Genomic DNA, 25,961 nt, shown 5'->3' with positions numbered 1-25,961 from the left:
CGGTCGTTTCCGCACTTCCTTCACTTAGGAAGTGTAAGCGAGCCAGCCTGGTTTCTATCGATAATCTCTTGGTAACTTTCTACGAGTCTTCGGTAACTCAATTATTCGAGTCATTCATTGCAATGAGTTGCGATAAGTTGCAAAAAATTGCAACTTGTCGCCGAAGTCTGGGCGATCCGAGTAGCCGCTTACACAAGACCCAGCAAGTGCAGGATCCACCAGAGAATCCCATGCCCGTTGTCAGGAGGTGGTGTCGAAGGCGGCGGTGTCGAGGGTGCTGACCGCGCCTTCTGCGCATATGCTCGCTGTTCCACCAACGGCAGCGATGCGACTAGCGGCAAGGCTGCGGCACCCAAAGTTGCCATAAATTGCCTGCGATTGGGTTGCAGTCCGGATGTTTTCACAAGTTGCTGCTCCTCCAGGCGCAGAATCGCTTCTGCAGCTAGATCCTCAGTGACCGTCCGGTCAAAGGAACGCCGCATATCTTCCGTCACCTTAGATAGAGTCGTCGGACTGCTGCACGCGTCCCATGCCGCGCCGGCTGTTGCGTTTAGAGCAAGAACCGTCTCGTTGTTGGGGTCGACAATGACTCTGGAACCATCGGGAAGCTTATTAACAACCAAGGCGTCAGAATTGGTGCGCACGACTTCCATCTTGAGCTCTCCTGATTCAACAGTTCAGCGGAGGGAGAGTCGTTCGGGTCCGCTATTTACTGCAAAGTGTACATGAGTCTCCTTGATTTGCTCGGTAACTAATTATGCCTTTCTAGTAATCTGTTACTGTCGCTGTTTTTCTTCATCAATTGCACTAGCTATCACTTATCGCTTGGGCTTTATGCAATCCGAACTTAGCACCGTTGAGACTGGAAGATAACTCCGTAGAGAAAGAAATCCATGGGAACCAGACCTACAGCAGTCGTTACAGGCGGAGCACAAGGGATTGGCCGACGTACCGCTGAGTTGCTAACTAAGCGAGGATACGCGATCGTCATTATCGATCTGCATCAACCTGACGAAACCCTGAAAGCCGTCGAGGCAAGTGGTGGGAAAGCCATCGGTCTTGTTGGCGATGTGACCGATGAGACCGCAGTCGACTACCTCGCTCGCCAGGTCTTCGACATCTATGGACACGCAGATGTTCTCGTAAACAATGCCGGCGTCAGTCTCATATCGCCAGCGGAACGCACAACTGTAAGCCAATATCGCCGCGTCCTCGATGTGAATCTCATAGCGCCGTTCATCCTGGCTAAGATCTTCGGAGGAAAGATGCTGGAAGCGGGCAAGGGCTCAATTATTAACGTTGCGTCGATCGCTGGCCTTGTCGGCATCGCAGATCGGGCGGCCTACAACGCGTCAAAACACGGGCTCATTGGGCTTACCCGCACTCTCGCGGCCGAATGGGGAGGCCGGGGAGTGCGTGTCAATGCTGTTTGCCCAGGCTGGGTAAAGACCGAAATGGATGCCGCCGATCAGGCCGGAGGAAGTTACAGCGACGTCGACATTACAAGCCGCGTGCCCATGGCTCGTTTCGCAACTCCAGACGACGTGGCCCGAGCAATCGCCTTCCTGGCCGACAACAATGAGAGTAGCTTCATCAACGGCCATGCGCTCGTCGTCGACGGAGGCTGGACAGCCGACGGCAGTTGGGAATCGCTGCGCCGGCAAAAGCGCTGAACACGCAGTCTTCAATGACTGCTCGTTCTCCATTCCGCTATGGCAGAATGAGTCGTTCGGTCTTTGCGGAGGGGGAGCCGACCGATGTCCGTAACCAGGAGAACTACTTTGCTGAAGTCGAACAGGCCGCATTTGCGCCGACGAATATCGTACCCGGCATCAGCTTCTCTCCGGACAAACTCTTGCAGGGGCGTCTCTTCTCCTATGGAGATGCACAGCGGTATCGTCTGGGAGTCAATCACGATCTGATTCCCGTGAACGCTCCTAAGTGCCCGTTTCACAGCTATCACCGCGACGGCGCCATGAGAGTCGACGGCAATGGCGGCGGACTCTCAGCTATGAACCGAATAGCTACGGTGAATGGGAAGAGCAGCCAGACTACTCCGAACCACCCATGGCAATCGATGGCGAAGCAGCGAAATTCGACTATAGCAAGGATGATTCGGACTACTTCTCTCAGCCAAGAGCTCTCTTTCAACTCATGACTCCTGACGAGCAACAGCGTTTGTTCGAAAACACCGCGCGAGCAATCGCGGGCGCTTCAAAGGCTGTTCAGGAACGGCACATCAGCAATTGCACGAAAGCGGATCCAGCCTATGGTGAGGGTGTTGCGAAGGCCATCGCGGCACATGGCAAGTAGTCGTTCACACTTAACATTCACTGAGCAGGCTGATCTTCCTCGGGTTTAAACGCTCGAACGATCGGCAGCCTGCAAAATTGAAGGTGTAAGCAAGAGCGCCTGATTGGTGACGTTGCAAGCAACGAGACCGGATCGTTGGTTCTACGAGTTTCTTGGGGAGCCACAAAAGTGGTAATCGGAGCTTTTCACTCCATCCGATGTTCTGTCCGCGTTCGTCGAATCGGCGCAATAGTAGCAGGCTTGCTACGACGCAGGTCCGAAGCACCAGGCTTCGATCGATGGGCCAGCCTAGCCACGATTACTAAAAAAAATTACGAAGAGATCCCAGAAGCAGCGCACCCACTTCTTGGCTAGAGAAGCATCATCGAACATGGTCGCATCGCTTATTCCCTGGAGCCGTCGGCCCACTGGCCAAGGGCATCCAATTGCAGTCGAACGCCTAAATGAAATGTGCCAAACTGGGCAAAGACTGCACTGACTTCATCGAAACGCATCTCGTAAATGAGTTTCTTGAAGACCAGGGCATCGTCAGCAAACAAGTCAACCGCCCACTCCCAATCGTCGAATCCGATCGAGCCTGAAATGATTTGTTTCACGTGTGCCGCATATCGACGTCCGATGAGGCCATGTTCATGCATCATTCGTTGGCGCTCGCCCATCTCCTCGGTGTACCAATTTTTGGATTCGCCGCGACGGCGATCCATCGGGTAAAAGCAAAGATATTTTGTCTGCGGGATAGAGGGGAACAAACGGGTTGTCATCGCATTCTTCTGCCGTTCGAGCACGGCTTTTATTTCTTCATTCCACTCGGGCGAATGAGGTTCGATTTGTTTCTCAATCAGATCGGCATATGTCTTTGCAGAAGACTCATAGAGTCCCAACTCGACGATTGAGATATAGGATCCTGCCGGATCGAGAAAGCGATACAGCGCCGTCTGAGCAAACCGGATCTCAAATCGATTGAGATCTTCCATCGAGTCGGCGAAATAAATAAGCATCAAATCTGCCTTCTGACCAATGACTGAATAAAGGGCGGCTTGATTTGATTGGGAGGACCCGCCAACGGCTTCCTGGAGAAAGTCCGCAGCTTCACCAAGAGCACTTTGCCTGTCTGCGGAAGATTGCGTGCCCCATTCTGTCCACCGGAACTTATACATGAGGTGCAGGATGCAAGCTCCTTCAATAGTCAGAGGCACTGCAGGTAGTTGGGCGTTTACTGTTGATGCCATTTCATCTCTCCATTCATCTGCCGGAAATTGTATAAGCCTGACGTATTGCTCCGGTTCGCTCTCAGCACGTACTAAGGCTCTCACGAAGCCGACGGCGCGCTCTCAGGACTCTGCGTTTCGCTGCAGCCACACTAATCCTAAGGGCATCTGCCGTCTCTTCTATGCTCAATTCGTCAACATGACGCAAGACAATTATCGGACGAAAGGCTGGAGGTAGTTTCCTCACCAGTTTATGCAGGCGAGACGTGGCTTCGGTTTCAACGTACTAAAGTTCCGGTGTTGGCTGCGTTTCCAATGGATCCGGGAATACCAGCCCATCTTCGGTCTCAACGGGAGCATCGAGTGACAAATGATCCGCCCGCCTTTGCGAAGACACGACAAGGCTTCGTTCACGACGACCCGCGTCAACCACGTGCTAAGCGCGGAGTTGCCCTGAAACTGTGCCAGATTCTGATGGGCTCGAAGGGATCCTTCCTGCACCGCATCCTTCGCATCCTCTCGGTGCTGGGTTATCCGCAAGGCAACTCTGATCAGTTTAGCCCTGTTGTGTTCGATGACGCGCGCGAGGGTTTGCGAGTCTTCAGATTTTGCCTGCGCTGCGAGACGATGCTCATCCAGTGGGCGAGGTTCTCCAGAGAAGTTCCTTGGTCTAGTCTCCAGAATCATGCGATGACCCTCTCGGCCTCAAGTCTGGTCATAAGTTCAGCGCTGACAAGGTGGCGCGTCGGTTGACCGACGCTATCGATACCGATGCGTTGCCGACTTGCGTCTCCGTTCGCACTTTCTTTGCAACAAAGAAAGCCGATTGCAGCAACTTCTCAAGATGTGGACCGATCGTTCCGCCCAACCGACCTGCAGCATAGGCATTCTTCACTTGTCCCAGGATCTGCGGCTCTCCAACCACCATTGAATCGAGACTTGAGGCCACACGAAACAAGTGCTGGACCGCATCGATCTCTCGGTGCTCATAGAAATACGACCGTAGCGTGCTGGCATCCAGATTGAATTGTTGCCCAACCCAGCCTGATAGATCTTGGCCTGTCTCCGGGGTAAGGGATGACAACCTCCACGCGCTTGCAGGTCGAAAGCACCATGACTTCATCGACGCCGGGGATTGCACGGAGTCCACGCGTAACCTCGTCAAGGTCATCCGCATTCATCGCCAATCGCTCAAGAAATTCAACGGAGGGTCTTGTGATTTGTCCCTACAAAAAGAAAATGCATATCGTGTCCTACACGCGACCGTTCAGCGAATGCTTGAATCAACAACGGGTGGTCTGCCCCTCCGGCAATAAACTCGACATCGATCGAGTCGCCTGCTGCTTCGTCGATCGCTCGCTTATAAAGTCCCACGCTGGTACGCGAATTCTACGGTGCCAGGCAGATCGTCTTGGCTTTCGTTATCCCATCTCGCTTCATCTCTTCCACAACGTCGAGAATGAATGGTGTCCAATTACGCATGCCCACATATATCTTTCGTCCAAGCCGCTCCTCAAGAAGCGCGGCCTGCCGAAGTGTCGGATAAACCGTTCTGCGCGTAGCGCTCCTGCAGTTCATGAACAGCTTCCGGGGGTACGCCCGGCCGCCAGTCACCAGTTTGAGATAAGCATGCATCTCCCCCAGAACATCGGGGGTTCCGTGAGCCAGCAGGATGATGCCATCAGAGGCAGCATGTGGCCATTCCATCATTCACCTCGCATGAAATCCTGGTACACCTCTAGGATTGGCAGCAATCTCCGGAGCTTCGATCTGTTCGGCAATCATGGTGTGGACCAATGCCACTGCTTTACCGTAGCTGTTTTAGGAACTGTGAGGTAGAACCCGCCCCTATGACAGCGATAGGCTGTCATTGTTCTTTGCCCTGCTCACACTGCCGAATCGCAGGCGCGGTCGGGACTGTCCGTTGGAGGTGAATTTGCAGGGCGATTTGCATCCGCAGCCACGGTACGGAGCCATTTGGTAAATGCGGTAAGGGGCTTGAAGTGCGCACCGCTTTTCAGTCGCGCGAAACCCACGCGGCGAAACTGCGGCCGGGCAAGCGAGACAATTGAGCAGCCGTGAGCATGGTATGCGGCCATCAAAGGCGCAATACTCACTCCGGCGCCAGCAGCTACCAGCGGAAAAATTGATCCGAAGTGATCCGACTCAAACGCTGGGGCCATCTCCGCCTGACTACGCCTGCAAGCCGTCAACATGTCTTCTCGAAAGCAATGCCCTTCCTTTAAGAGAAGCAATCGCTCTCCAGACAGGTCTCGATTCGCGCCAACCGGGAGTGAGACGAATTTGTGGCTCTTGGCTGTAACCAGGACAAGTGGATCACGAAGCAATTCCGCGCCTTTCAGAGGGAGGCTAACAATGATCAGATCCAGTTCGCAGGCCTTGAGATTCTCGGTGAGCTGTTCTGTCAGAGCCTCTTCCAGGATTACTTCAACCTCGGGATATTGGGCGGAGAACTCATGAAGGTTAGGAGCTACGAGGTACGGAAGAACTGTCGGGATTACACCAACCCGAAGCGGACCACGAATTTCGGTTTCAAGCTGTCTGATCTGAGTGGTCGCGCGCTTTGCCTGATTCAAGATATCGCGCGCGTATGGATAAAAGACGGTGCCAGCATGTGTGAGTTGCACCGATCTTCCGAGACGGACAAAAAGCACCGTACCCAGAGTTCTCTCCAAACGCTGAATCTGTTGAGATAGCGAGGGTTGCGCGATACCCTCTTGCTCAGCTGCCTTCGTAAAGCTTCCCGCCTGTACCACCGAGCAGAAATATTGAAGCTGACGTAGTTCCATGCCTATTTGATGGCCATTGAAGTCAAGAGACTCGTCCAGCACGCATGCGAAATCCGCCTTACTTCCTTGAAACTCAAGTCAATTACCGCAAGCCGGAATTTGATGCGTGGTAGCGCCATCGGGGATCGAACCCGAACTCTCCGCCTTGAGAGGGCGGCGTGTTAACCAATTACACCATGGCGCCAGAAGATACCGACGTGGGCGCTGCCGACTGGTTCATTCTATCAGAAGACCAGCCGCGACGGGACGCGCAACAACAGCGCACGGCCTTGAATCATTCGGCTATTCAAGACATCAATTAATCCAGGAAACACGATGCCACAATCATCCCGTCTAGCTTTCACACCACTCTCGGTGCTCGATCTGGCTCCGGTAAAGGAAGGCCGCTCGATCACGCTGACCTTTCACGAAACACTCGATCTTGCGCAGCATGCGGAAGGCTGGGGATATAAGCGCTACTGGCTGGCCGAGCATCACAATCTCGCGTCGGTCGCCTGTTCGGCGACTTCGGTGCTGATCGGCTACGTCGCTCAGGGAACGTCAACCATCCGCGTCGGCTCCGGCGGGATCATGCTGCCCAATCACGCACCGCTAGTCATCGCCGAACAGTTCGGCACGCTCGAGAGCATTTATCCCGGTCGCATTGATCTTGGCCTCGGCCGCGCGCCAGGAACCGACTTTCCTACCATGCGCGCATTGCGCCGCGATCTGCGAAACGGCGACAACTTCCCCGAGCTGCTCGGCGAGCTGCGCGAACTCTTCGCTGAGCCCAAGCCAAATCAAGCTGTTCGTGCGCTGCCTGGTGCCGGTCTGAACATTCCCATCTGGCTCCTGGGATCAAGCGGCTTCAGCGCGCAACTTGCGGGACAGCTTGGACTGCCCTTCGCCTTCGCCGGTCACTTTATGCCGGAGAATACTCTGGCTGCGCTCGACATCTACCGCAGCAGCTTCGAGCCATCGGATGTGCTCGACAAGCCTTATACGATGGTCGGGCTTCCCGTGCTCGCCGCCGACACCGATCAAGAGGCGCAGCACCTTTCCACCACCGAATACCTCAACGTGCTGCGCCTGATCCGTAATAAGCTCGCGCCGCTCGCGCCGCCGATGGATACGGTCGAAGGACTTGCAAACGAATTCGAGCAAGCGGCAATCGCATCCAAGCGCGCATTGGCAGTCGTAGGCAGCCGCGAAACCGTGCGCCGCAAGCTGGAGGTATTCCTCGATGAAACGCAGGCCGACGAGCTGATTATCACATGCAATCCGTATGAGCACGCAGCCCGCCTGCGCTCGTATGAAATTGTCGGAGAGATTGCGAAGCAAGCCGCTGCAGAAATCGAACAGAACAGGCTAACCTCGGTAAAGTAGAGGAGATTTTAAAGATGTTGGTCGGCGACGGTGCTGCCCCGTGCCGGCACGCTATTAGGTGTTTTCCAGAGTTTATAAGGCTCCTCTGCACAGCTGGCGAAATTCATAGAAGCACTCTAAATCCCCAGCTTTTTGACTTCATCCGTGTAGTACTTGCGATAGAGGATATCCCACTCCTGGCTGCCTTCAAGGATGACCTTGCGTTGAGATTCTATCTTCTGCCGTGCGGCCTGATCGATGCGCATCTCCTCCGTCAGCAGGTGCTCCAGAGCCTTACGCGCTTCTTGCCGGATCGTATTGCGGTCCTCTAGAAACTCCGCCTCATCGGTTTCAGCGAGCGTGTCAGCCACCACATGCGCCAGCTTATTCAACTTGTCGCGCGAGATTCTCACAGCACCGCCTTATACTTGCGCGCCAATTCCTGCTTCACCTTTTTAAACATCTCTGGATAGCTCGCGCCCGTTTTCCGCATATCGTCCTGGTAAGCCTCCAGAATTACGCGCACCTCTTCATTGATGCGGTCCTCAAGCTGCAATTCCTCCAGCAAACCGTTATGGACGCGCTCCTCAACAACTTTCGCTTTGTCCGTCCGGATCATCTTCGCGTCGATCAAATGCTTGACCGTATGGCGCGCCAAATATCCAACATATTCTTTCGAAAAAATCATTGACCTTTTCGGAATATAGCACAGTAAACGGAGCAAATTCAGACTGTTGCGTAAGGCAGGAATTTTGGAAGGACCCCGTCAACACCTGGAGCAGCGCAAGGCGCCTTCATTTGAAAACCGGTTTATCTGCCTCCGTCCTGGAGTATCGGCCCGGTTTCGGCATCAGGGTCTTCCGCCTCCGACAAAGTGTACGATTTCAAATTTGTCTCCAGGTCGCAGTGTAACTTCCGACCAAACCGAGCGGGAAACAATCTCGCCATTCTGTTCGATGGCTACACGGTCATTTTTTAGCCCCAGAGCGACCACGAGATCGGCTACCCTTGCGTCTGCAGTCAGATTGGAAAATTCCCTCGGCTGGCCGTTGATCACAAGCTGCATGGCTTGAGAGTATCAGACAGGTTAACGGCTCGGACGGAATGATGGTGCGCACGTCTAGATCGCAGTAATCGCCGTCCAAAGAAGCCACCTCTATTGGAACTCCTTCGTTGCAGCAGCTAAGAGCGCCTCATGCGGATCATTGAGTGGAACACTTGGGTTCTACCGCAAAACGCGCCACAGCCCCCAGCCGCCAACGGCTAGCAGTGCCAGCACGACATTGCAGAGCATCGCCGCAACAAATCCACGTATAGCGCCAAGCCCATCGTCTACGGGATCAGCAGACTCTTCGGTAGACACTGCTTCAATCGCAGGGTCGTCGCTTAAAAGTTTGAAATCGTTAACCGGGATGGAATGCAGCGAATGACTGAGAGTGCTCATAAGCTTGTCCTCATCCAGGCCTATCGGCGCCTGGCTGGAGTACTTCAGCCACCCCTGGCTACGGCCTATTCTTGTTCCGGATCGGGACACTTCCTGACGCGACGTGAACGGCGAACCAGACAGCTTTGTCTACAGGGCGCAACTTCGCAACGAAAAGGGCAGCAGGATTTGTCGAGAATTTACTGAGAAAGTCTGCCCTTCCTTGACGACAGCGTTATACAGAAACTACTCTCAGATGAGAGGCTTCGGCGATAAACTGCTGAACGGTGAGGTTGGGATGCGAAGCGCAAACTATTTCTGGAATTACGTTCCGATGTTGCTGCAGATCCTTGCTGCATGCGGACTCGGCCTGGGGATGGTAACCGCGTCTTGGTTTCTGGGCCGTCACCGCAACACCAAGGTCAAGCTCGAAGCTTATGAGTGTGGCATTCCAGTGGAAGGCGATGCCCGCGGACGCTTCTCAGTGCGGTTCTACATGGTGGCGATGCTCTTCATCCTTTTCGATGTGGAGGCTGTTTTCATGCTGCCATGGGCTGTTATCTATCGCGACCTGCCGCGTATATCCGGTTCGCGACTCTTCGGCTTCTGGGAGATGCTGGTATACCTGGGCTTTGTGCTGGTCGGCTTCTTCTACATCTCGAAAAAAGGCATTCTCGATTGGTCCTCCGATAAAGGCGATTTGTAGCTTTTCGGCAGAACTCTGACCCGGGCCCGCTGACGGCCCCATTGCAAAGTAAGGACTCGATGGACTCAGCTGTTCAAGGGAAAGATGCTGTGCGTGCAGCGTTGCCAGAGAACCGGGCGCTTGCTTCCCTGCTGGCATGGAACGCCGACGCCGTTCTCGACGCAAAATATCATCTCAAGGAATTGACAGTCACCATCGCGCGCGATGAAATTCGTGGCGCATGCAAGGCAGTACAGTCTGCCGGCTACAACTTTCTTGAAGATGTGACCTGTGTCGACTGGTATCCGAGTGAGCCGCGTTTCCAGGTCACCTACCACATTCTTTCTCATGCCCTGAAAGATCGTGTGCGGTTGATCAGCCCCGTCGAAAGCATTGACCCCACGATTGACAGCATCACTCCTATCTGGCCTTCTGCAAACTTCTATGAGCGTGAGGTTTGGGACCTCTTCGGGGTGCGCTTCCACGGTCATCCCGAATTAAGGCGTATCATGCTGCCGGAAGAGTGGGACGGGCACCCGCTGCGCAAAGACTACCCCGTGGAGGGCTACCGCTAATGCCTACAAGCCCTGAACTGGCGAAATTTGTTGAGACTTCGACGCTGATCAAACCGCGTCAGGAGGAAGGCGCGAAGGACCGCACCATGGTCGTGAACATGGGGCCTCAGCATCCTTCGACGCACGGCGTGCTGCGCCTGGTGATCGAGATCGACGGCGAGACGGTGCTCAAAGTAGTCCCGGATATCGGGTATCTGCATACGGGCATCGAGAAGACCTGCGAGGCGAAGTTCTATCAGCAGGTGGTTCCGATGACGGACCGCATCGACTACCTGTGCCCGATGACCAACAACCTGACGTACTGCCTGGCCGTCGAGAAGCTGCTGCAACTGGAAATTCCGGATCGCGCGCAGTGGATTCGGGTGCTTCTGAATGAGCTGACACGGTTGCAGTCGCACCTGGTCTGGCTGGGCACGCACGCCATGGATATTGGCGCGCTGACGGTCTTCTTGTATTGTTTCCGTGAGCGTGAAGATATTCTGCGCCTCTTTGAGCATGTGGCCGGGCAGCGCATGATGACTTCGTACTTCCGCGTGGGCGGGCTGGCACTGGAGCCACCGCTCGACTTTTTCGACCGCGTGAAGACGTTCATCAAGCGCATGCCTGAGAAAATCGATGAATACGAAAACCTGCTCACCGGCAATCCGATTTTCATTAATCGACTGAAAGGTGTTGGCTACCTCAGCGGCGAGGACGCAATCGCCTTGGGCGTAACCGGTCCGCCGCTGCGCGCCTCGGGCGTGGACTGGGACCTGCGGCGCGACATGCCGTACTCAAGCTACGAAAAGTTTCAGTTCAGGGTGCCGGTATCGAATGACTGCGATGTGTGGGCGCGATACGTGGTTCGCATTCAGGAAATGCGCGAATCTGTAAAGATCATCGAGCAGGCTCTTGAAGGCATGCCGGAAGGACCGATTACAGCCAACGCGCCGCATGTGGTCCTACCGGACCGCGAAAAGATGAAGACCCAAATGGAGTCGCTCATCTATCACTTCAAGATTGTGACCGAAGGTTTCACGGTTCCTGCTGGGCAGGTTTACCAGGCAGTAGAATCGCCACGCGGCGAGATGGGTTACTTTGCCGTTAGCGATGGCACAGCAAAGCCGTATCGCGTACACATGCGGAACCCGTCGTTTGCGACACTGCAGGCGCTACAGACGATGTGCGCAGGACGGCTGATCGCGGATGTGGTTGCGGTGATCGGATCGATTGATATCGTTCTGGGGGAGATCGACAGGTGAGTACAGCTGTCGGCGACCAACGGGTTTTTACTGAACTTTGGATATCATTTGTTTCCCTTGTCCGCTCGTATATAGCGGCGCATGATCTGGGCCGAATTGAAGGCCGCGCTTTCGTCGATGAAGGCGAAGATGGTCGCCTCACCGTCCGCGAACAAAACAGGATTCTGGTCGTTGACTTTGACGTGCAGACCGGGAAAGGTGAATGGGCAATGTACGACGACGAGCCTGGCCCGGAGCGGCGGTTGAGTGGCGGCGGGTTTCGCATCGGGGCGGACAGCCTGGTGACATTCAGCGACCGCCGAAGCGCAGTCGAGATGGAGATCGCGGCCGAAGCGTTTACCGCGAAGGTTTTTGATCAGGATTAGCTGTAACAGGATTTATCGGATGGGGATCAAAGAATGAGTACACCTCAAACCACGATTTTTTCACCGGCCACGGCGGCTCGTTTCGACCGTTTGGTGGCGTTGTATCCGGTGAAGCGCTCGGCGCTTGTGCCTATGCTGCTTTATGCGCAGGACGAGGTGGGCTACATTTCGGATGCCGTCGTTGCCGAGGTAGCACAGCGCGTCGGAATCACCGAACTCGATGTACGCAACGTGCTGACTTATTACTCAATGCTGCGGACGAAGCCAATCGGCAAGTACAACGTGCAGGTTTGCACCAACATCTCCTGCATGCTGCGCGATGGCTATGGCATCCTCGAACATTGCAAGAAGAGGCTCGGTATCGAGCATAAGGGAACCACGTCGGACGGCCTGTTCTCTCTGGAAGAGGTCGAGTGCATCGGCGCATGTTGCTGGGCTCCAGCGATCCAAATCAATTACGACTTCTATGACGAGCTGACACCAGACAAGATGGACCAGATTCTCGAGGATTACAAAGCGGGCCGTGGAAAGGAGACCGTATAAATGCCAAGACTCGTCTCCCATCCCGATGAGGTAAGGATCATCTCCCGCCGCTTTGGCAAGGGCGCTACCGACATCGACAAATACATCGAGCTGGATGGCTACAAGGCGGTGAAGCTTGCCATTGAGAAGGGCGCTGACTGGATCATCAATGAGATGAAAGTCTCCGGTTTGCGTGGCCGCGGCGGCGCCGGCTTTCCAACGGGCTTGAAGTGGTCGTTCGTGCCCAAGCAATCAGATCGGCCGAAGTACGTGCTGGTCAACGGCGACGAGAGCGAGCCGGCAACCTGTAAAGACCACCTGATCTTCCTGCACGATCCCCACGCGATGATTGAAGGGACGATGATCGCCGGACTCGCGATCGGTTCCAAGCTGGGCTTCATCTATCTGCGCGGCGAATACCGTTACCTGCTGAAGATCATGGAGAAGGCTGTCGCCGACGCCTACGCGAAGGGCTTTCTCGGCAAGGACATTTTCGGCTCGGGAATCGACTTTGACATCATCACGCAGACAGGCGCAGGTGCCTATGAGGTCGGCGAAGAGTCGGCCCTGATGGAGTCGCTTGAAGGGAAACGCGGCGTTCCGCGCATCAAACCGCCTTTCCCTGCTGTGGTTGGGTTGTATGGCGGGCCCACTGTCATCAACAATGCCGAGACGATTGCCAGTGTGCCGCACATCATGCTGATGGGCGGCGAAGCGTACGCGAAGGCCGGTTCAGAGCGCAACGGTGGAACGCGCCTGTTCGGCATCAGCGGGCATGTGAACAATCCCGGCGTCTATGAGTTGCCGATGGGCTACAACCTCAAGAAGGCCATTTATGAAGTCGGCGGTGGTGTTCGCGGCGGTAGAAATTTGAAAGCTGTGGTCCCGGGCGGTTCTTCGACACCAGTGATGTTGCCGGAAGAGATCGATGTCGGTATGGACTTTGATCAACTCGGCAAGGCTGGAAGCATGCTCGGCTCTGCCGGCATCGTCGTGATTGACGACCAGACCTGCATGGTCGAATTCGCTCTCCGCACGATTGCCTTTTATCAGCATGAAAGCTGCGGCTGGTGCATTCCCTGCCGCGAAGGCACGGACTGGCTGAAGAAGACGATCACCCGAGTGCATGCGGGCGGTGGCGTGGATAAAGATCTGGATAACATCCGGTATCTCGCCGAAAACATGCTGGGCCGAACGTTCTGCCCGCTCGGCGACGCTGCGGCGATGCCGACGATTGGGTTTATCAAGAAGTTCCGGCATGAGTTTGAAGACCATTTGAATGGCAAGCCTTGCCCGTATGCAAAACACGAAGAACCGGCGCTGGTATAGAGGATTAGGAATTTCATGGCTGACGTAACGTTTACAGTCGATGGCAAGAAGCTGACCGCGCCCGCCGGAACGCTACTGATTGATGCCTGCAGGACGTCGGGCATCGAGATACCGGCATTTTGCTACTACCCCAAGCTTTCGATGCAGGCGGCATGCCGCATGTGCGTCGTTCGCATTGAGAAGATGCCGAAGCTGCAGACAGCCTGCACCACACCCGTGACCGAGGGCATGGTCGTCGCTACAGAAACCGACGAGATCAAGCAGGCTCGCAAGGCGACGATTGAGTTGTTGCTCGGAAACCATCCGCTCGACTGCCCGGTATGCGACGCGGGCGGCGAGTGCGAACTGCAGGACATGACCTTTAAGTACGGCGCTGCAGAATCGAAATACGTCGAGATCAAGCAGCACCGCGAAGAGCAACAGTGGTCGCCGGTCGTGTACTTCGACCGCCCGCGTTGCATTCTCTGCTATCGCTGCGTGACAGTTTGTGGCCCTGGTATGGATGTCTGGGCTCTCGGAATTCAAAACCGCGGCGTCGGCGCAGTGATAGCTCCCAACGGTCAGGACCATCTGAACTGCGAAGAGTGCGGCATGTGCATCGATCTGTGCCCGGTCGGAGCGCTTACCTCCGGAACCTATCGCTATAAGACACGGCCGTGGGAGATGAACCACATCGCCACTATCTGCACACATTGCGGTGACGGCTGCAAGACAACACTTGGTGTCCGGCGCGTCAATGACGGCATGGAGATTGTCCGCGGGGATAATCGCGACAAGAGCGGCATCAATGGCGATTTTTTATGTAACAAGGGTCGTTACGCATTCGATTTTGCAAACCGGACCGATCGACTGACAAAGCCACTCGTCCGCCAGCCAGACGGAAACTTTGCCGAGGTAAGCTGGGATCATGCGCTTGATTTTGCGGCGAAGAAACTGCGCGAAATTAGAGAAGCAAAGGGCGGTCAGGCAATTGGGGTGATTGGATCCAACCGCACAACGAACGAAGAGTCGTACCTGCTACAGAAGTTTGCGCGGACCATTGTTGGCACCAACAATATCGATCATCACCGCACAGCGGACTATGTTTCGTTTGCTGCGGCTCTTGCGGGCAAGGCGGGACGAACTGCTTCTCTCCGCGACACACTCACTGCTCCGGCAATTCTATTGCTGGGCAATGATCCTACGAACCAACATCCGGCCCTCGCATGGAACCTGCGGTCGAATGTCCGTTTGCATCGCGCGCGTGTCTACGTCGCCAATCATGTGGAGATCAAGTTGCGCCGGCAGGCGAAGGCATTCCTTCAAATTCCACAGGATGGCTATGCTTCCCTGGTGCAATATCTTGCCGGGAATGACAGCGCAATTGCTGCCAACGACACCACTGCGGCGTTCCGCGATGCTCTCCGCAAAGAAGAGTCGCTACTGATTGTCTTCGGTTCAGAATTCCGGGGGCGCGATATTCAAGCACTCGTCGACTTCGGCCTCTCGCTTCCGAATACGAAGTTTGCCGCTCTCGGCGATTACGCGAATTCACGCGGTGCAGCGGATATGGGCGTCCTCCCGGATATGCTGCCCGGCTATGTTCCCGTCAGCGATGCCGCTCATTTTACGGATGAGTATGGCGCGCCTTTGCCGAAAACCCCGGGTATGGATCTGTTGCAGATGTTCGATGCTGCGCAACGCGGCGATCTTGCCGCCATGTATATTGTCGGATCGAATCCAGTGTCACGTTTTGGCGTAGATCCCGCGGTGCTCAAGAATACCTTTCTGATCGTGCAGGACATGTTTCTGACCGAGACGGCTCAGCTCGCCGATGTGATCTTTCCCGCCGCCAATCTCTATGAGAAGGCAGGCACGGTTACAAATACGTACGGCGACATCCAGCTGGTGAAGAAAGCTGCAGACAAGGCTGGCGTGCGTACCGACTTCGAATTGATTGTAAGACTTGCCGATCGTATGGGCGCCGATCCGAAGAAGCTGGTTCCATTCGGACGTGGAGTTACTGCAGACATGGGACAGTCACGTGGTCCCGAATCGGGCGAGGCCGATCGCCATGCGGTGTGGCTCGCGGCGAATCGTCTGGAATTGAAGTTAAGCCCATTTGATCCGTTTGCCACTCTTGATGAGATTCAGCGGCTCGTTCCCAGCTATCACGTTTCGCGTCTGGAACTGTTGACGGGAACCGAGCAGCCGGAAAAGTTTGACTTAGTGCAGATTCAGCCTGCTGGCTCGCGTCGTGATCTTGTTCTGCCAGCGGAGGACACGTTATTTACTTCGGGAACCCTTGGACGTTTCAGCGATATGATGAAGGCTGTCGTCGAGTCTCACACAACACCAAACCCCGCGCAAACAGCGGCGGACTAAGCACTTTTTCCTGGGATGGCCCGATGCAAGTAAGTATTTGGATCTATCTACTGTTAACCGTGCTGAAGGTGGCGGTGGTCACGGTGCTCCTGCTGATGTCGGTCGCCTATACGGTGCTGCTGGAGCGCAAGTTGGTGGGACGCATCCAGAATCGCTGGGGACCCACCCGCGTAGGACCGTTTGGCCTAATGCAGCCGCTGGCTGACGGGTTGAAACTTTTCCTGAAGGAAGACCTGCTGCCTGCCGGTGTGTATCGTCCTCTGTATATTCTGGCGCCAGTGATTGCGTTGAGTTGCGCGCTGATTACGATTTCAGTCATCCCGTTCGGTAGGCAGATATACGTCAAGGGCGTCGATCTGTTTCAGATTGCCGATGTGAACATCGGGCTGCTGGTGATTCTCGGTATCACGTCTATTGGCGTGTACGGCGTTGCGCTCTCTGGGTGGTCGTCAAATAACAAATACTCTCTGCTGGGATCGTTGCGTGCAAGCGCACAAATGATCAGTTATGAGTTGGCGCTCGGATTGTCACTGGTTGGCGTTGTGCTGCGCACGGGGTCATTCCGATTACGGGACATTGTGGACATCCAGGCGTCACACGGGCTGCTCAGTTGGAACGTGATTGGCGGACTACAGTTCGTTGCCTTCTTCATTTATCTGATTTCAGCGTTTGCAGAGACCAATCGAACGCCGTTCGATCTTTCCGAAGCAGAGAGCGAACTGACAGCCGGCTATCATACCGAATACAGCTCGATGAAGTTCGCCATGTTCTTCATGGCCGAATACGGCAACATGATCATGGTGGGCTGCGTTGCGACGGTGCTCTTTCTGGGGGGATGGACGAGTCCGTTCGGCAATCTTCTGCCGGAATGGGGCGGCCCTGTTGTGCAGGCGCTCCTGCCGGTCTTCTGGTTCGTGATCAAGGTCTTTTGCTTCCTGTTCCTCTATGTCTGGGTGCGCGGCACGCTGCCGCGTTTCCGCTATGACCAACTGATGGGCTTCGGCTGGAGGTTTTTGTTGCCTCTGTCGATTGCAAATATCATTGCGACTAGCCTTTGGCTGGCTTTTCGCGCGGCGTAAAGTAGGTGCCTTCGGGCACAGACGCTGAATTATAACTTTGTTTCTTCACAGTTCCTTTCGCTAAGAGCATGCATTTAGTTCTGTTCTTCATCTTCGGCCTGTTATGTGTTGCTGGGGCACTCAATCTCCTGCTGCAGCACCACCCTATCAACAGCGCACTTTCGCTGATTGTTGTGATGACTTCGCTCGCCGTGCTCTATCTTCTTCTCGGCGCGGAATTCCTTGCGGCGGCGCAGGTGATCGTTTACTCCGGCGCAATCATGGTCCTCTTCACGTTTGTCATCATGCTGCTGAATGCCGGCGTAGAGGAGCACACCCATGGCAGCAAAGCTGCCTATATTGTCGGCTTTCCTGGTGCGGCAGCGCTCTTCGGAATCCTGGCTTACATCTTCCTGGAGCAGAGTGACCGTCTTGGATCCGCAAAGCTTGGCGGCTATCTGGCAACGACCCACGATTTGAGCCAGGTGCTCTTTCGTGACCTGCTGCTTCCATTTGAAGCAACGTCTGCCCTGATTCTGGTGGCCATCCTAGGCGCGGTTGCGCTGGCGCGAAAGGAGCACTGATCGAAATGGTTCCTATTGCCTACTACCTCGTATTGAGCGCGATCCTCTTCTCCATCGGCGTTGCAGCGTTTCTCGTGAAGCGTAATATCATCACGATCTTCATGTCGATTGAGCTGATGCTGAACGCCGTCAACCTGACCTTTGTAGCGTTCGCGCATCGCTGGCATCAGGTGAGCGGACAAATTTTTGTTTTCTTCGTCATGGTGGTGGCGGCCGCGGAAGCCGCGGTAGGCCTTGCGATTATCATCGCCCTCTTCCGCACGCGGGCTACCTTGAACGTTGATCAAGTGGATTTGATGAAGCTATGACCAATTCCCTCAATCTCTGGCTGATTCCGCTCGTTCCTTTCGCCGGATTTTTGGTGAATGGTCTGCTTGGGCGTCGTTTCCCGAAAGCGCTGGTGACGACCGTTGCCTGGGTGGCCACGTTGATTCCGTTTCTGCAGGTGCTGAATATCGCTCTGCACTTCAGCTCCTTATCCCTTCCTTACACGGAAAACGTGGGGACCTGGATCACTGCTGGCAGCTTTCACGCAGACTTCGCTTTTGCACTCGACCAGCTGACGCTGATCATGTTGCTGGTTGTGACAGGCGTTGGCTTCCTCATTCATCTTTACTCTGCCGGATACATGGCACATGAAGAGGGGTACTGGCGATTCTTTGCCTACCTCAACCTTTTCATGTTCTTCATGCTCACACTAGTGCTGGCGGAAAACTTCCTGCTCATGTTCGTGGGTTGGGAGGGTGTTGGCCTCGCGTCCTACCTGCTGATCGGGTTCTACTTCGCGAAGGATTCCGCGGCGAACGCCGGCAAGAAGGCTTTCGTCGTAAACCGCGTTGGCGACTTTGGCTTTTTGCTCGCGATGTTTCTCATCATCGCGCATTTCGGCACGTTGAGCTTTGGCCGGGTCTTCAACCAGATTGCACAACACCCGGAGTGGCAGGGTGGATTTCTGACTGCCATAGCCCTGTTCCTGATTCTGGGCGCAACAGGCAAGTCGGCGCAGATTCCGCTCTATGTATGGCTGCCCGATGCGATGGAAGGCCCTACTCCGGTCTCCGCGCTGATTCACGCAGCCACGATGGTAACGGCTGGCGTCTATATGGTTACGCGTACACACCTGATCTTTGATCGGTCGCCATTCGCACTGACTACTTTGGCGCTCATCGGCGCAGCGACTGCGCTCTTTGCCGCGACCATCGGTCTCGTGCAAACCGACATCAAGCGTGTTCTCGCCTACTCCACGGTTTCACAGCTTGGATACATGTTCCTGGCCTGCGGCGTAGCAGCATATTCTTCGGGCATCTTCCATCTGCTGACGCACGCTTTCTTCAAAGCGCTGCTCTTCCTTGCTGCCGGGTCGGTGATCCACGCGCTCAGCGGCGAGCAGGACATGCGCGTCATGGGCGGCTTACGGAAGAAGATTCCGATCACCTTCTGGACGATGACGATGGCGGTCTTTGCCATTTGCGGCATACCGCCGTTTGCCGGCTTCTTCAGCAAGGACGAGATTCTTTATCAGGCATTCATCTCACCCAACCCCATCGGCAAGCTCGTATGGTTTATCGGCTTGTTCACCGCTGGGCTGACAGCGTTCTACATGTTCCGGTTGTGGTATCTGACCTTCTTCGGCGAGAGTCGCGCGAAGGAAGCCGCGCCCGACGATCATGGACATGGTCACGGACACGGTGTGCATGAGAGTCCATGGATCATGCTTGGACCGCTGGTGATTCTTGCGATTCTCTCCGTGATCGGCGGATGGGTTGGCGTTCCGGAAGCGCTTGGTGGTCATGCAGAGATCACGCATTTCCTGAGTCCTGTGACGCAGCCCGCAGGAGAAGTCGCTGAAGGAGCACATTCTCAGGAGTTATTGCTGGCGGTTGTCTCCGTGGTAGTTGCGGGGATTGGATGGTTCATCGCGCATCTGATGTACTTTGTGAAACCTGCAATACCCGAGCAGCTTGCAGCGAAGGTCCACGGCTTGTATTCGCTGTTACTCGACAAGTATCGGATCGACGAACTTTACGGCGCTGTCATAGTCACTCCGGTTCTTCTGCTTTCGCGTTATGTGTTGAAGGGCCTGTTCGATACGGGGGTCATCACGGGTGGAACCCTCGCACTGGGGTATACGGCTCAAGGTGTCGGCTCACTGGTACAGCGCGTGCAATCAGGAAATATCCGCTCGTATGCCGGATGGCTCGCGCTTGGCGCAGCGGCTTTGCTGTTGCTGACTTATTTTGGGTTTGGATCGCACTTTACTTTTTGAAGGTGCCCTAACAAAGGATTGAAGCAAGGAACGTATTCGTGCTGAACGATTCCATCTTATCGATGATTACGTTTGTGCCCCTGGCAGGCGCGATTGTGGTCGCACTGCTGCCACGAACGGGCAAGTTAATCCAGTGGTTCACGTTGCTGGTAACGCTCGCGACCTTCGGCCTCACGTTGCACCTTCCGGCTTACTTCCAATATGGACAGGCCGGCTTTCAGTTTGAAGAGAACCGTCCCTGGATCGCGAGCCCGAAGATTGGCTATCACCTTGGCATCGATGGTATCTCGATGTGGTTGGTGGTGCTCGTCGGTTTCCTGGGACCGATGGCGGTGCTTGCCTCGTGGAAGGCAATTGAAACCAGGACCAAGGAATTTTATTTTCTCTTCCTGATCCAGCAGACGGCAATGCTTGGTATTTTCGTCGCGCTCGATATGTTCCTCTACTACGGATTCTGGGAACTGTCCCTGGTTCCGATGGCGATTCTGATTGCCATGTTCGGGCGCACGCGCGGGCCGCAGGCAGCTATCAAGTTCTTCCTCTTTACCTTCATTCCTTCTGCGATGCTTCTCGTGGGGCTGTTGTGGCTATATGCGAGAACAGGCACCTTCGACTTCGTCGAGACGCAACAATATCTGGCGCAGAACGCTTCGCTCTTTGCTCCTCAAGCATTGTGGTGGGTCTCGCTGGCGTTCCTTGTAGCCTTTGCGGTCAAGGTTCCAGTCTTTCCACTGCACGGATGGCTGAGCGACGTCTTCTCCGAAGCGCCGACGGCGATGGCCATGGTGGTCGCAGGCAAGCTTGGGCTTTATTCGATCATTCGTTTTAACCTCGGCCTCTTCCCTGCACAGTCGCGAGAGATTGCCCCGTTGATGATCGCGCTCGCAGTGATCGGCATTCTCTACGGAGCTTTGATCGCTCTTGTTCAGCCGGATCTAAAGCGGTTCCTTGCATTTTCAACCATCGGGCATCTCAGCTTCTGCACTCTTGGGATCTTCTGCTTTACGGTTATGGGGTTGAATGGCACCGTCTTTCACATTCTGAACCACGAGCTTTCCGGCGCGGCCATGCTGATTCTGTTCGGCATTCTTTATGAGCGGTATGGAACGTACGATATGACGCAGTACGGTGGCATGTCGGCGAATTTGCCGAATATGGCGACGTTGTACGTCATCACCATGCTTTCATTGATCGGGTTGCCGATTCTAAATGGCTTCGTTGGCGAGTTCCTTATCCTGAGTTCGAGTTTCGGCGTGCATCCTTACTGGGGCGCGGCTGCCACCATCGGTGTCATTCTGAGCGCGTGGTATATGCTCTCGATGATTCAGAAGCTTTTCTATGGGCCGCAATCGCGGCTGGTTGCAAACAAGGCCGTTCCCGATGTGGTGGCGCGTGAAGGCCTCGCCCTGGTTCCGGCTGCGATTCTGATGCTGGTGCTTGGCGTTGCTTCGCCCTACTGGATTCGCGCGATCAACGGCGCCGTGGATGGGTTGGTACAGAACGTCGCACATGCAACCTCAACTCTTACGACGAACGTGGCGGAGAAACGATGACCGACGTACCGCAGCTCTATCGGATTCTTCCCGAGGTCATTCTCACGATCACCGGCGTGATTGTCATGCTGGCCGAACCGTTGCTTGCGAAGGAGTCCAGCCGCAAGCCGCTCGGATGGCTCTCCGTTCTTGGTACCCTTGCGGCTCTTGTTTCGAGTTTCTGGCAGCTCCAGTTGCCGGCGGGCACTGCTTTCTTCGGCACCGTCCAGACGGATGCCTTCAGCGTCTTCTTTCATGTAGTGATCGCGGGCATCGTGCTGGCGACCCTTCTGGCAACGCTCGATGCGGCGACTCCTGATACCGAAGGACTCGGCGAACTCTTTGCTCTGATTTGCCTCGGGGCCGTCGGAATGATGCTGATGACGAGCGCGGTTGAGCTGCTGCTGGTCTTTATAGGCCTCGAAATTTCGTCGATCTCGACTTACATCATGGCGGGCTTCCGCCGGAAGAGCGCCAAGGGACCTGAGGCGGCGCTCAAGTATTTTCTGCTTGGTTCGTTCGCTACGGCTTTCACTCTTTATGGGATCGCGCTGATCTTTGGCGCTACCGGTACGACGGATATCGGCAAGATTGCCGGGCTCCTGACTACGAGCCAGACACCTATTCTGGCGACCATTGGCGTCGCCATGATTCTCATTGGTCTCGGCTTCAAGGTCTCGGCGGCTCCGTTCCAGGTTTGGACACCGGATGTTTATGAAGGCGCACCGGCTGCTGTCGTCGCACTTATGTCGACTGCGCCCAAGGCTGCCGCATTTGCTGTTCTGCTGCGAGTTCTATTTGTTGCCTTCCCCGCGCTGCACAACCATTGGCAACCGCTGATCTGGTGGATGGCTGCGCTCTCGATGACGATTGGCAACCTGGGTGCGCTGCGGCAGCAGAATGTGAAGCGCATGCTGGCCTATTCGTCGATTGCGCATGCGGGCTATCTGCTGGTGGCGTTCACGGCTCTCTCGCCGGATGGCATCGCGGCAGCAAGCTTTTACACGCTCAGCTACGCGGCGATGAATGTCGGCATCTTTGTTGTTCTTTCACATGCCGGGGGCATGAACGACCGCCTGACGCTGATTCAGGATTATCGGGGACTCGCGTATCGCTCGCCGTTGCTTGGCGCTACGATGGCTTTCTTCCTGATTTCGCTGATTGGAATTCCCTTTACCGGTGGATTCTTCGGCAAGTTCTATGTATTTGCTTCGGCGCTGCATTCAGGACTGGTGTGGCTGACCATCATCGGTCTGGTGAACAGCGGCATCGCAGCCTATTACTACTTGCGCGTGGTGGCCACGGCCTATTCGAAGCCGGTTCACAGCGATCTGCTCGATGGGATTCCTCGCGCTTCCGTGCCGCTGTTGTTTGCGCTGCTGCTGACGGTTGCCGCTACCCTGATTCTGGGCATTGCACCGGGGCGCGTGCTGGCGCTTGCCAAAGCCGGCGCGAACACGCTTTCGCTTCCCGGGGCGACTACCGCTTCGAAGTAATGGTAGTGCCCTAATTTGGACACTGGCGCTGGTCTGCCCCATCTATATTGCCTATGGATGCGCTCCAACGTGGATAAGAATTACGTCGTCACTCGAGGATTCTTCACCCAAGACTGCGGGCGGATTCGGTCGGGTAGTGACAGCAAACCCCACTTGCCCAGCGGATATCTTGCCTACCATCCTTTTCCCTAGAACCTTATCGAGATTGAGCGATAGTGCTTGTGCGGCTTCTTTCGTATGTGGCGGCGCAGTCGAGCGAACGAATATCCCGAGCCCATCGGTGCAAACGCCGATCTCCCGTTCGGGGGAAATCCAAGCCCAACCCGCATTGTGGTTGAGCGTGGCCCAGAGAACCATCTTGAAATTATTCACTTCCCAATCGTTCAGTAGGCTTGGGCAAACTGCCAGCTCGAATTTTTGCCCGGAGAATCCCTTCATGGCATTACCGAATTGCTTCTGGGACGCGAGCAGCAGTGCGCTCCGGTGACCCTGCTGGCTTAGTTGCTGCTTAACTCGAAGGTTTTCATTTTCAAGAATTGCCGTTGAATCCTTCAACTCCGCGATTTTTAGGTCTTTTGCTTTTAGATCAGCTTCCAATTGCCTATCTTTCGCTGCATCCAATAGACCTTGCGCAGAGGATTGTTGCCCGGTTCTCACTACGATAAGGCGAGTCGAAATTACGATAAGGACGGCGGCGAATGCGGCTATGCCCAGCCCCCAGAGCATAACCACATTCCAAAAATCGACGGCGCCACTTAATTCACGAATGCGTTCCGTTAAGGTTTGGATTTCTGACACGTTCCCCCTTCCGCTCTCTGCGCCGTAGCTCTTGGCATCATCTGCTGCGTCTGCCTAGTCATCTTTGCATTCTACCCAAGGGGAAACGCGAAGGGGTCAGGCTGCGCGTACGGCTTACAGCGGATGAGTTGCAAAAGATCGAATCCCGCCAGGGCCAGAGACAAGACTGTTTCGGCTTGGATACACCAAATGCTGCTACCGGAGGCCGTGATGCAGATCAAATTAGGACACTACCGAAGTAATCTCCAGAGCGATATACCCGGGGTCAGCTAAACTCCTGATAACATTGGATCTTTGCAAAGATAACCGCAACTATTTGAAAATACTTGCTTTACGGGTAAGTATCTTAGTTTCAATAAGAAAGCCCGCCAAGGTCGGCGGGCTTTTCTATTCCACTATTTCTATTTTACGGGATTGATGGGAAGAACACGCCAAATTGAATGAGGTATTTTCCTTTTAGAATGAATGGGTTAAATAATTTCTTCGCAATTACCCCCTTGACAGCGGTTTATTCAAAGGAACTCACGGAAATAGCCGTGAACCTTGAGGCTCATCCAGAGAACAAGACCCTAACCGAGCGAGAAGACTGGCAAGGTGGCACATGGCAAGAAAGTACGTATCGCTGGAACGGAAGCAAACTCGAACTAATCGAGCAAAATAGCTTGCTTGGAGACTGGAGCTTACAGACCAAGACTGAGTGCGGATTCACCTTTACGCGCAGCAGGTTGGTTAAGGGAGAGTTCGTCACAACATTAGCGAAAACGATCTGCACTCCAGATGAGATAGGCCAGTTGCCTGACTGCCCTGGTACGGATGCGCCCTCCATGCCAAAGCCTGTTCGGAGGAGCCCGTAGAAACCAAGGAACACTGATTGCCAGAAAAGCACCCGATACGATGCGGTTCACATAACTTCCCAGCGTTACTTAGGATTGTCTTCCTATTCGGGTGACGCAGAGATTCGGTGTGGTGGATTACGAAATACCGATAAGATTCTTTCTTGGAGCGGATTTGTAGCGCACGAAAGGATTTTCAAGCCAGATGTCCAAAGATGTCGAGGTTCGACTGCAGGAGACCATTCAGTTTATCCGCACACATCAGCCCCCAAATTTTGCCGGTGACTTCAATACGATCGTTCAGGCGTTGAACACATGGCGGCGAACCGCATCGGCGCAAACGCGTCGCACCTTGAGCGTCTTGATGTCGCAAGAGAAAGCGCCCAACCGCCCGAAGAATCAAGTGGACCGCACCTACCGTCGGGCTACGATTCTAGTGAAATGCGCGCTCGTGGAACCAGAAACACAATGGGCGGCGACCGCAGCGCAAGTCAACAATAGCACTCACACTTTTGCGAATCCGTACACATGGGCGCTTGAAGCGTCGCGGGACAAACTATTGAGTTCGCCCGCGGCCGCGCGGGAAAACCTCAATCTGCTGAAGACCCATCCGAAGAGCTTCCTGAACCAGCACAAGCTAATCGTTAACGGAAGACCGCAGGGGCAGCGGTTCTCCTATGGGTTTTACATGGAGAATGGGATATACAACCTGGATTGCAATATGCCCTTCAAGGGACTCATTACCGAGGATGCGATCAATGTGCCCGCCACGCCCTATGGAAATGTGCAGAATAATCTCGGCAACATTCAAGCAACGCTCTCCAGCGTAGACACTAATTGCGATCTGATGCTGACCACGCAGTTCACGGGCTGTTGCTACTGCTTCATGGTGAATGGCGCGAATCTGGCGGCTGCTCATATCGATCCGCAGGGCAGAACGACAGGAATTACGGGACAACATATTTCCCAGCAGATCCGTGCCAATGGTGATTTTTCCAACGGGAATGGAGGCACGTTCGAAGCCTATGGCCGGATCGCTGTTGGGTCGGGGCTATTCGGATACCCTCAGACTGCGCAACAGATGATTATTGTCGCGGTAAAAAAGGCAGGCACGTGGCGTGTTTACGCGCAAATTGATATGGGCACGCACTTCACTGGGGAGCGCATCGGTTAGGCGATGTGACGCAGGAAGGTCTTCATCCGATTCCTCTCGGG

General features: G+C 54.8%; 31 protein-coding genes, 1 tRNA gene and 1 pseudogene. 19 read left to right on the top strand and 14 right to left on the bottom strand.

The annotated features are described in order from the left end of the window. Positions 1-188: 188 nt before the first annotated feature. On the bottom strand, positions 189-653 hold the full coding sequence (locus H7849_RS07025) for a PqqD family protein (RefSeq protein WP_186745240.1): 465 nt from the start codon (positions 651-653) through the stop codon (positions 189-191). Between the two features lie 240 nt (positions 654-893). Between H7849_RS07025 and H7849_RS07020 the strand changes: the two genes are divergently transcribed. From H7849_RS07020 to H7849_RS27060, 3 genes are read left to right on the top strand one after another with little or no spacing between them, the layout of a single operon-like run. Further along, the gene (locus tag H7849_RS07020; RefSeq protein WP_186745239.1) at positions 894-1,673 is read left to right on the top strand and encodes an SDR family NAD(P)-dependent oxidoreductase; all 780 of its coding nucleotides are present in this window, start codon (positions 894-896) and stop codon (positions 1,671-1,673) included. Between the two features lie 14 nt (positions 1,674-1,687). Next, positions 1,688-2,158, top strand: a complete 471-nt coding sequence (locus H7849_RS27065; protein WP_285288933.1) for a catalase — start codon at positions 1,688-1,690, stop codon at positions 2,156-2,158. Further along, positions 2,155-2,313: a catalase-related domain-containing protein gene (locus H7849_RS27060; protein ID WP_285288932.1), complete on the top strand. Its 159-nt coding sequence runs from the start codon at positions 2,155-2,157 to the stop codon at positions 2,311-2,313. Before H7849_RS27065 ends, H7849_RS27060 begins: the two co-directional genes overlap by 4 nt. Positions 2,314-2,696: 383 nt before the next feature. On the opposite strand, the gene hemQ is transcribed toward H7849_RS27060, so the two are convergent. The 8 genes and pseudogenes from hemQ to H7849_RS06980 all read right to left on the bottom strand — a co-directional run bounded on the left by hemQ (position 2,697) and on the right by H7849_RS06980 (position 6,515). After that, entirely contained in the window at positions 2,697-3,542 is an 846-nt protein-coding gene (gene hemQ, locus H7849_RS07010; protein ID WP_186745238.1) for a hydrogen peroxide-dependent heme synthase, read from the bottom strand. 61 nt (positions 3,543-3,603) lie between these two features. Next, entirely contained in the window at positions 3,604-3,771 is a 168-nt protein-coding gene (locus H7849_RS27355; protein ID WP_432756544.1) for a sigma factor-like helix-turn-helix DNA-binding protein, read from the bottom strand. Next, on the bottom strand, positions 3,765-4,208 hold the full coding sequence (locus H7849_RS27350; RefSeq protein WP_186745236.1) for a sigma factor: 444 nt from the start codon (positions 4,206-4,208) through the stop codon (positions 3,765-3,767). The genes H7849_RS27355 and H7849_RS27350 overlap by 7 nt, the downstream gene beginning before the upstream one ends. Positions 4,209-4,236: 28 nt before the next feature. Then, positions 4,237-4,605: a glutamyl-tRNA reductase gene (locus H7849_RS06995; RefSeq protein ID WP_186745235.1), complete on the bottom strand. Its 369-nt coding sequence runs from the start codon at positions 4,603-4,605 to the stop codon at positions 4,237-4,239. Positions 4,606-4,657: 52 nt separating this feature from the next. Then, a pseudogene (locus tag H7849_RS27345) lies at positions 4,658-4,702 on the bottom strand (hypothetical protein); the annotation flags it as partial. Positions 4,703-4,910: 208 nt separating this feature from the next. Next, positions 4,911-5,231: a ferrochelatase gene (locus H7849_RS06990; protein WP_186745233.1), complete on the bottom strand. Its 321-nt coding sequence runs from the start codon at positions 5,229-5,231 to the stop codon at positions 4,911-4,913. Between the two features lie 176 nt (positions 5,232-5,407). Beyond that, the gene (locus tag H7849_RS06985) at positions 5,408-6,331 is read right to left on the bottom strand and encodes a LysR family transcriptional regulator (RefSeq protein ID WP_186745232.1); all 924 of its coding nucleotides are present in this window, start codon (positions 6,329-6,331) and stop codon (positions 5,408-5,410) included. Positions 6,332-6,438: 107 nt separating this feature from the next. Beyond that, a tRNA-Glu gene (locus H7849_RS06980) sits at positions 6,439-6,515 on the bottom strand. On the opposite strand from H7849_RS06980, the gene H7849_RS06975 reads away from it, so the two are divergent. Beyond that, on the top strand, positions 6,490-6,633 hold the full coding sequence (locus tag H7849_RS06975) for a hypothetical protein (protein ID WP_186745230.1): 144 nt from the start codon (positions 6,490-6,492) through the stop codon (positions 6,631-6,633). The two genes, H7849_RS06980 and H7849_RS06975, sit on opposite strands and share 26 nt — an antisense overlap. 13 nt (positions 6,634-6,646) lie before the next feature. Next, on the top strand, positions 6,647-7,696 hold the full coding sequence (locus H7849_RS06970; protein ID WP_186745228.1) for an LLM class flavin-dependent oxidoreductase: 1,050 nt from the start codon (positions 6,647-6,649) through the stop codon (positions 7,694-7,696). Positions 7,697-7,812: 116 nt separating this feature from the next. Here H7849_RS06970 and H7849_RS06965 read toward each other — a convergent pair whose 3' ends face one another. The 4 genes from H7849_RS06965 to H7849_RS06950 all read right to left on the bottom strand — a co-directional run bounded on the left by H7849_RS06965 (position 7,813) and on the right by H7849_RS06950 (position 9,119). Further along, on the bottom strand, positions 7,813-8,088 hold the full coding sequence (locus tag H7849_RS06965; protein WP_186745227.1) for a DUF507 family protein: 276 nt from the start codon (positions 8,086-8,088) through the stop codon (positions 7,813-7,815). Continuing rightward, complete coding sequence (locus H7849_RS06960) at positions 8,085-8,363, bottom strand: DUF507 family protein (RefSeq protein ID WP_186745226.1); 279 nt, start codon at positions 8,361-8,363, stop codon at positions 8,085-8,087. The genes H7849_RS06965 and H7849_RS06960 overlap by 4 nt, the downstream gene beginning before the upstream one ends. Before the next feature lie 162 nt (positions 8,364-8,525). Beyond that, the gene (gene thiS / locus H7849_RS06955) at positions 8,526-8,741 is read right to left on the bottom strand and encodes a sulfur carrier protein ThiS (RefSeq protein WP_186745225.1); all 216 of its coding nucleotides are present in this window, start codon (positions 8,739-8,741) and stop codon (positions 8,526-8,528) included. 159 nt (positions 8,742-8,900) lie between these two features. Further along, the gene (locus H7849_RS06950) at positions 8,901-9,119 is read right to left on the bottom strand and encodes a hypothetical protein (protein ID WP_186745224.1); all 219 of its coding nucleotides are present in this window, start codon (positions 9,117-9,119) and stop codon (positions 8,901-8,903) included. A 235-nt stretch (positions 9,120-9,354) separates the two neighbouring features. On the opposite strand from H7849_RS06950, the gene H7849_RS06945 reads away from it, so the two are divergent. The 13 genes from H7849_RS06945 to H7849_RS06885 all read left to right on the top strand — a co-directional run bounded on the left by H7849_RS06945 (position 9,355) and on the right by H7849_RS06885 (position 23,115). Beyond that, positions 9,355-9,804: an NADH-quinone oxidoreductase subunit A gene (locus tag H7849_RS06945; protein WP_432756526.1), complete on the top strand. Its 450-nt coding sequence runs from the start codon at positions 9,355-9,357 to the stop codon at positions 9,802-9,804. 59 nt (positions 9,805-9,863) lie between these two features. Continuing rightward, positions 9,864-10,358, top strand: a complete 495-nt coding sequence (locus H7849_RS06940; RefSeq protein ID WP_186745223.1) for an NADH-quinone oxidoreductase subunit C — start codon at positions 9,864-9,866, stop codon at positions 10,356-10,358. Next, a complete protein-coding gene (gene nuoD, locus H7849_RS06935; protein ID WP_186745222.1) occupies positions 10,358-11,599 on the top strand; it encodes an NADH dehydrogenase (quinone) subunit D in 1,242 nt (413 codons plus the stop codon). Before H7849_RS06940 ends, nuoD begins: the two co-directional genes overlap by 1 nt. Next, the gene (locus H7849_RS06930; protein WP_186745221.1) at positions 11,596-11,964 is read left to right on the top strand and encodes a hypothetical protein; all 369 of its coding nucleotides are present in this window, start codon (positions 11,596-11,598) and stop codon (positions 11,962-11,964) included. Before nuoD ends, H7849_RS06930 begins: the two co-directional genes overlap by 4 nt. A gap of 33 nt (positions 11,965-11,997) precedes the next feature. After that, positions 11,998-12,507, top strand: coding sequence for an NADH-quinone oxidoreductase subunit NuoE family protein (locus tag H7849_RS06925; protein WP_186745219.1), 510 nt, complete (start codon positions 11,998-12,000; stop codon positions 12,505-12,507). After that, positions 12,508-13,815: an NADH-quinone oxidoreductase subunit NuoF gene (gene nuoF / locus H7849_RS06920; protein ID WP_186745217.1), complete on the top strand. Its 1,308-nt coding sequence runs from the start codon at positions 12,508-12,510 to the stop codon at positions 13,813-13,815. 15 nt (positions 13,816-13,830) lie between these two features. Then, the gene (gene nuoG, locus H7849_RS06915; protein ID WP_186745216.1) at positions 13,831-16,179 is read left to right on the top strand and encodes an NADH-quinone oxidoreductase subunit NuoG; all 2,349 of its coding nucleotides are present in this window, start codon (positions 13,831-13,833) and stop codon (positions 16,177-16,179) included. Positions 16,180-16,202: 23 nt separating this feature from the next. Next, a complete protein-coding gene (gene nuoH, locus H7849_RS06910; protein ID WP_186745214.1) occupies positions 16,203-17,258 on the top strand; it encodes an NADH-quinone oxidoreductase subunit NuoH in 1,056 nt (351 codons plus the stop codon). Between the two features lie 68 nt (positions 17,259-17,326). After that, positions 17,327-17,821 (top strand): NADH-quinone oxidoreductase subunit J family protein, encoded by a 495-nt coding sequence (locus H7849_RS06905; protein ID WP_186745213.1) that lies wholly within the window; start codon positions 17,327-17,329, stop codon positions 17,819-17,821. A 5-nt stretch (positions 17,822-17,826) separates the two neighbouring features. Further along, positions 17,827-18,129 carry an NADH-quinone oxidoreductase subunit NuoK gene (gene nuoK / locus H7849_RS06900; RefSeq protein ID WP_186745211.1) on the top strand — a complete coding sequence of 101 codons (303 nt, stop codon included), beginning with the start codon at positions 17,827-17,829 and terminating at the stop codon, positions 18,127-18,129. Beyond that, positions 18,126-20,087 (top strand): NADH-quinone oxidoreductase subunit L, encoded by a 1,962-nt coding sequence (nuoL, locus tag H7849_RS06895; RefSeq protein ID WP_186745209.1) that lies wholly within the window; start codon positions 18,126-18,128, stop codon positions 20,085-20,087. The genes nuoK and nuoL overlap by 4 nt, the downstream gene beginning before the upstream one ends. Positions 20,088-20,125: 38 nt before the next feature. Beyond that, on the top strand, positions 20,126-21,640 hold the full coding sequence (locus H7849_RS06890) for a complex I subunit 4 family protein (protein ID WP_251106666.1): 1,515 nt from the start codon (positions 20,126-20,128) through the stop codon (positions 21,638-21,640). Further along, positions 21,637-23,115, top strand: a complete 1,479-nt coding sequence (locus tag H7849_RS06885) for an NADH-quinone oxidoreductase subunit N (protein WP_186745207.1) — start codon at positions 21,637-21,639, stop codon at positions 23,113-23,115. Before H7849_RS06890 ends, H7849_RS06885 begins: the two co-directional genes overlap by 4 nt. Before the next feature lie 51 nt (positions 23,116-23,166). Here the strand turns inward: H7849_RS06885 and H7849_RS06880 are convergent, their stop codons facing one another. Next, on the bottom strand, positions 23,167-23,913 hold the full coding sequence (locus H7849_RS06880; protein WP_186745205.1) for a hypothetical protein: 747 nt from the start codon (positions 23,911-23,913) through the stop codon (positions 23,167-23,169). A gap of 1,038 nt (positions 23,914-24,951) precedes the next feature. On the opposite strand from H7849_RS06880, the gene H7849_RS06875 reads away from it, so the two are divergent. Further along, positions 24,952-25,920, top strand: coding sequence for a hypothetical protein (locus tag H7849_RS06875; RefSeq protein WP_186745203.1), 969 nt, complete (start codon positions 24,952-24,954; stop codon positions 25,918-25,920). The last annotated feature ends 41 nt before the right edge of the window (positions 25,921-25,961 follow it).

The sequence above is a fragment of the Alloacidobacterium dinghuense genome (genome assembly GCF_014274465.1).
Lineage (GTDB): Bacteria > Acidobacteriota > Terriglobia > Terriglobales > Acidobacteriaceae > Alloacidobacterium > Alloacidobacterium dinghuense.
This window is presented reverse-complemented; position numbering and strand designations above follow the sequence as displayed.

Bases quoted from the DNA above. Each gene is read 5' to 3' on its own strand.
- H7849_RS07025 (WP_186745240.1), bottom strand. From the start codon at position 653: ATGGAAGTCGTGCGCACCAATTCTGACGCCTTGGTTGTTAATAAGCTT.
- H7849_RS07020 (WP_186745239.1), top strand. From the start codon at position 894: ATGGGAACCAGACCTACAGCAGTCGTTACAGGCGGAGCACAAGGGATT.
- H7849_RS27065 (WP_285288933.1), top strand. From the start codon at position 1,688: ATGACTGCTCGTTCTCCATTCCGCTATGGCAGAATGAGTCGTTCGGTC.
- H7849_RS27060 (WP_285288932.1), top strand. From the start codon at position 2,155: ATGACTCCTGACGAGCAACAGCGTTTGTTCGAAAACACCGCGCGAGCA.
- hemQ (WP_186745238.1), bottom strand. From the start codon at position 3,542: ATGGCATCAACAGTAAACGCCCAACTACCTGCAGTGCCTCTGACTATT.
- H7849_RS27350 (WP_186745236.1), bottom strand. From the start codon at position 4,208: ATGATTCTGGAGACTAGACCAAGGAACTTCTCTGGAGAACCTCGCCCA.
- H7849_RS06990 (WP_186745233.1), bottom strand. From the start codon at position 5,231: ATGATGGAATGGCCACATGCTGCCTCTGATGGCATCATCCTGCTGGCT.
- H7849_RS06985 (WP_186745232.1), bottom strand. From the start codon at position 6,331: ATGGAACTACGTCAGCTTCAATATTTCTGCTCGGTGGTACAGGCGGGA.
- H7849_RS06970 (WP_186745228.1), top strand. From the start codon at position 6,647: ATGCCACAATCATCCCGTCTAGCTTTCACACCACTCTCGGTGCTCGAT.
- H7849_RS06960 (WP_186745226.1), bottom strand. From the start codon at position 8,363: ATGATTTTTTCGAAAGAATATGTTGGATATTTGGCGCGCCATACGGTC.
- thiS (WP_186745225.1), bottom strand. From the start codon at position 8,741: ATGCAGCTTGTGATCAACGGCCAGCCGAGGGAATTTTCCAATCTGACT.
- H7849_RS06950 (WP_186745224.1), bottom strand. From the start codon at position 9,119: ATGAGCACTCTCAGTCATTCGCTGCATTCCATCCCGGTTAACGATTTC.
- H7849_RS06945 (WP_432756526.1), top strand. From the start codon at position 9,355: ATGAGAGGCTTCGGCGATAAACTGCTGAACGGTGAGGTTGGGATGCGA.
- H7849_RS06940 (WP_186745223.1), top strand. From the start codon at position 9,864: ATGGACTCAGCTGTTCAAGGGAAAGATGCTGTGCGTGCAGCGTTGCCA.
- nuoD (WP_186745222.1), top strand. From the start codon at position 10,358: ATGCCTACAAGCCCTGAACTGGCGAAATTTGTTGAGACTTCGACGCTG.
- H7849_RS06925 (WP_186745219.1), top strand. From the start codon at position 11,998: ATGAGTACACCTCAAACCACGATTTTTTCACCGGCCACGGCGGCTCGT.
- nuoF (WP_186745217.1), top strand. From the start codon at position 12,508: ATGCCAAGACTCGTCTCCCATCCCGATGAGGTAAGGATCATCTCCCGC.
- nuoG (WP_186745216.1), top strand. From the start codon at position 13,831: ATGGCTGACGTAACGTTTACAGTCGATGGCAAGAAGCTGACCGCGCCC.
- nuoH (WP_186745214.1), top strand. From the start codon at position 16,203: ATGCAAGTAAGTATTTGGATCTATCTACTGTTAACCGTGCTGAAGGTG.
- H7849_RS06905 (WP_186745213.1), top strand. From the start codon at position 17,327: ATGCATTTAGTTCTGTTCTTCATCTTCGGCCTGTTATGTGTTGCTGGG.
- nuoK (WP_186745211.1), top strand. From the start codon at position 17,827: ATGGTTCCTATTGCCTACTACCTCGTATTGAGCGCGATCCTCTTCTCC.
- nuoL (WP_186745209.1), top strand. From the start codon at position 18,126: ATGACCAATTCCCTCAATCTCTGGCTGATTCCGCTCGTTCCTTTCGCC.
- H7849_RS06885 (WP_186745207.1), top strand. From the start codon at position 21,637: ATGACCGACGTACCGCAGCTCTATCGGATTCTTCCCGAGGTCATTCTC.
- H7849_RS06875 (WP_186745203.1), top strand. From the start codon at position 24,952: ATGTCCAAAGATGTCGAGGTTCGACTGCAGGAGACCATTCAGTTTATC.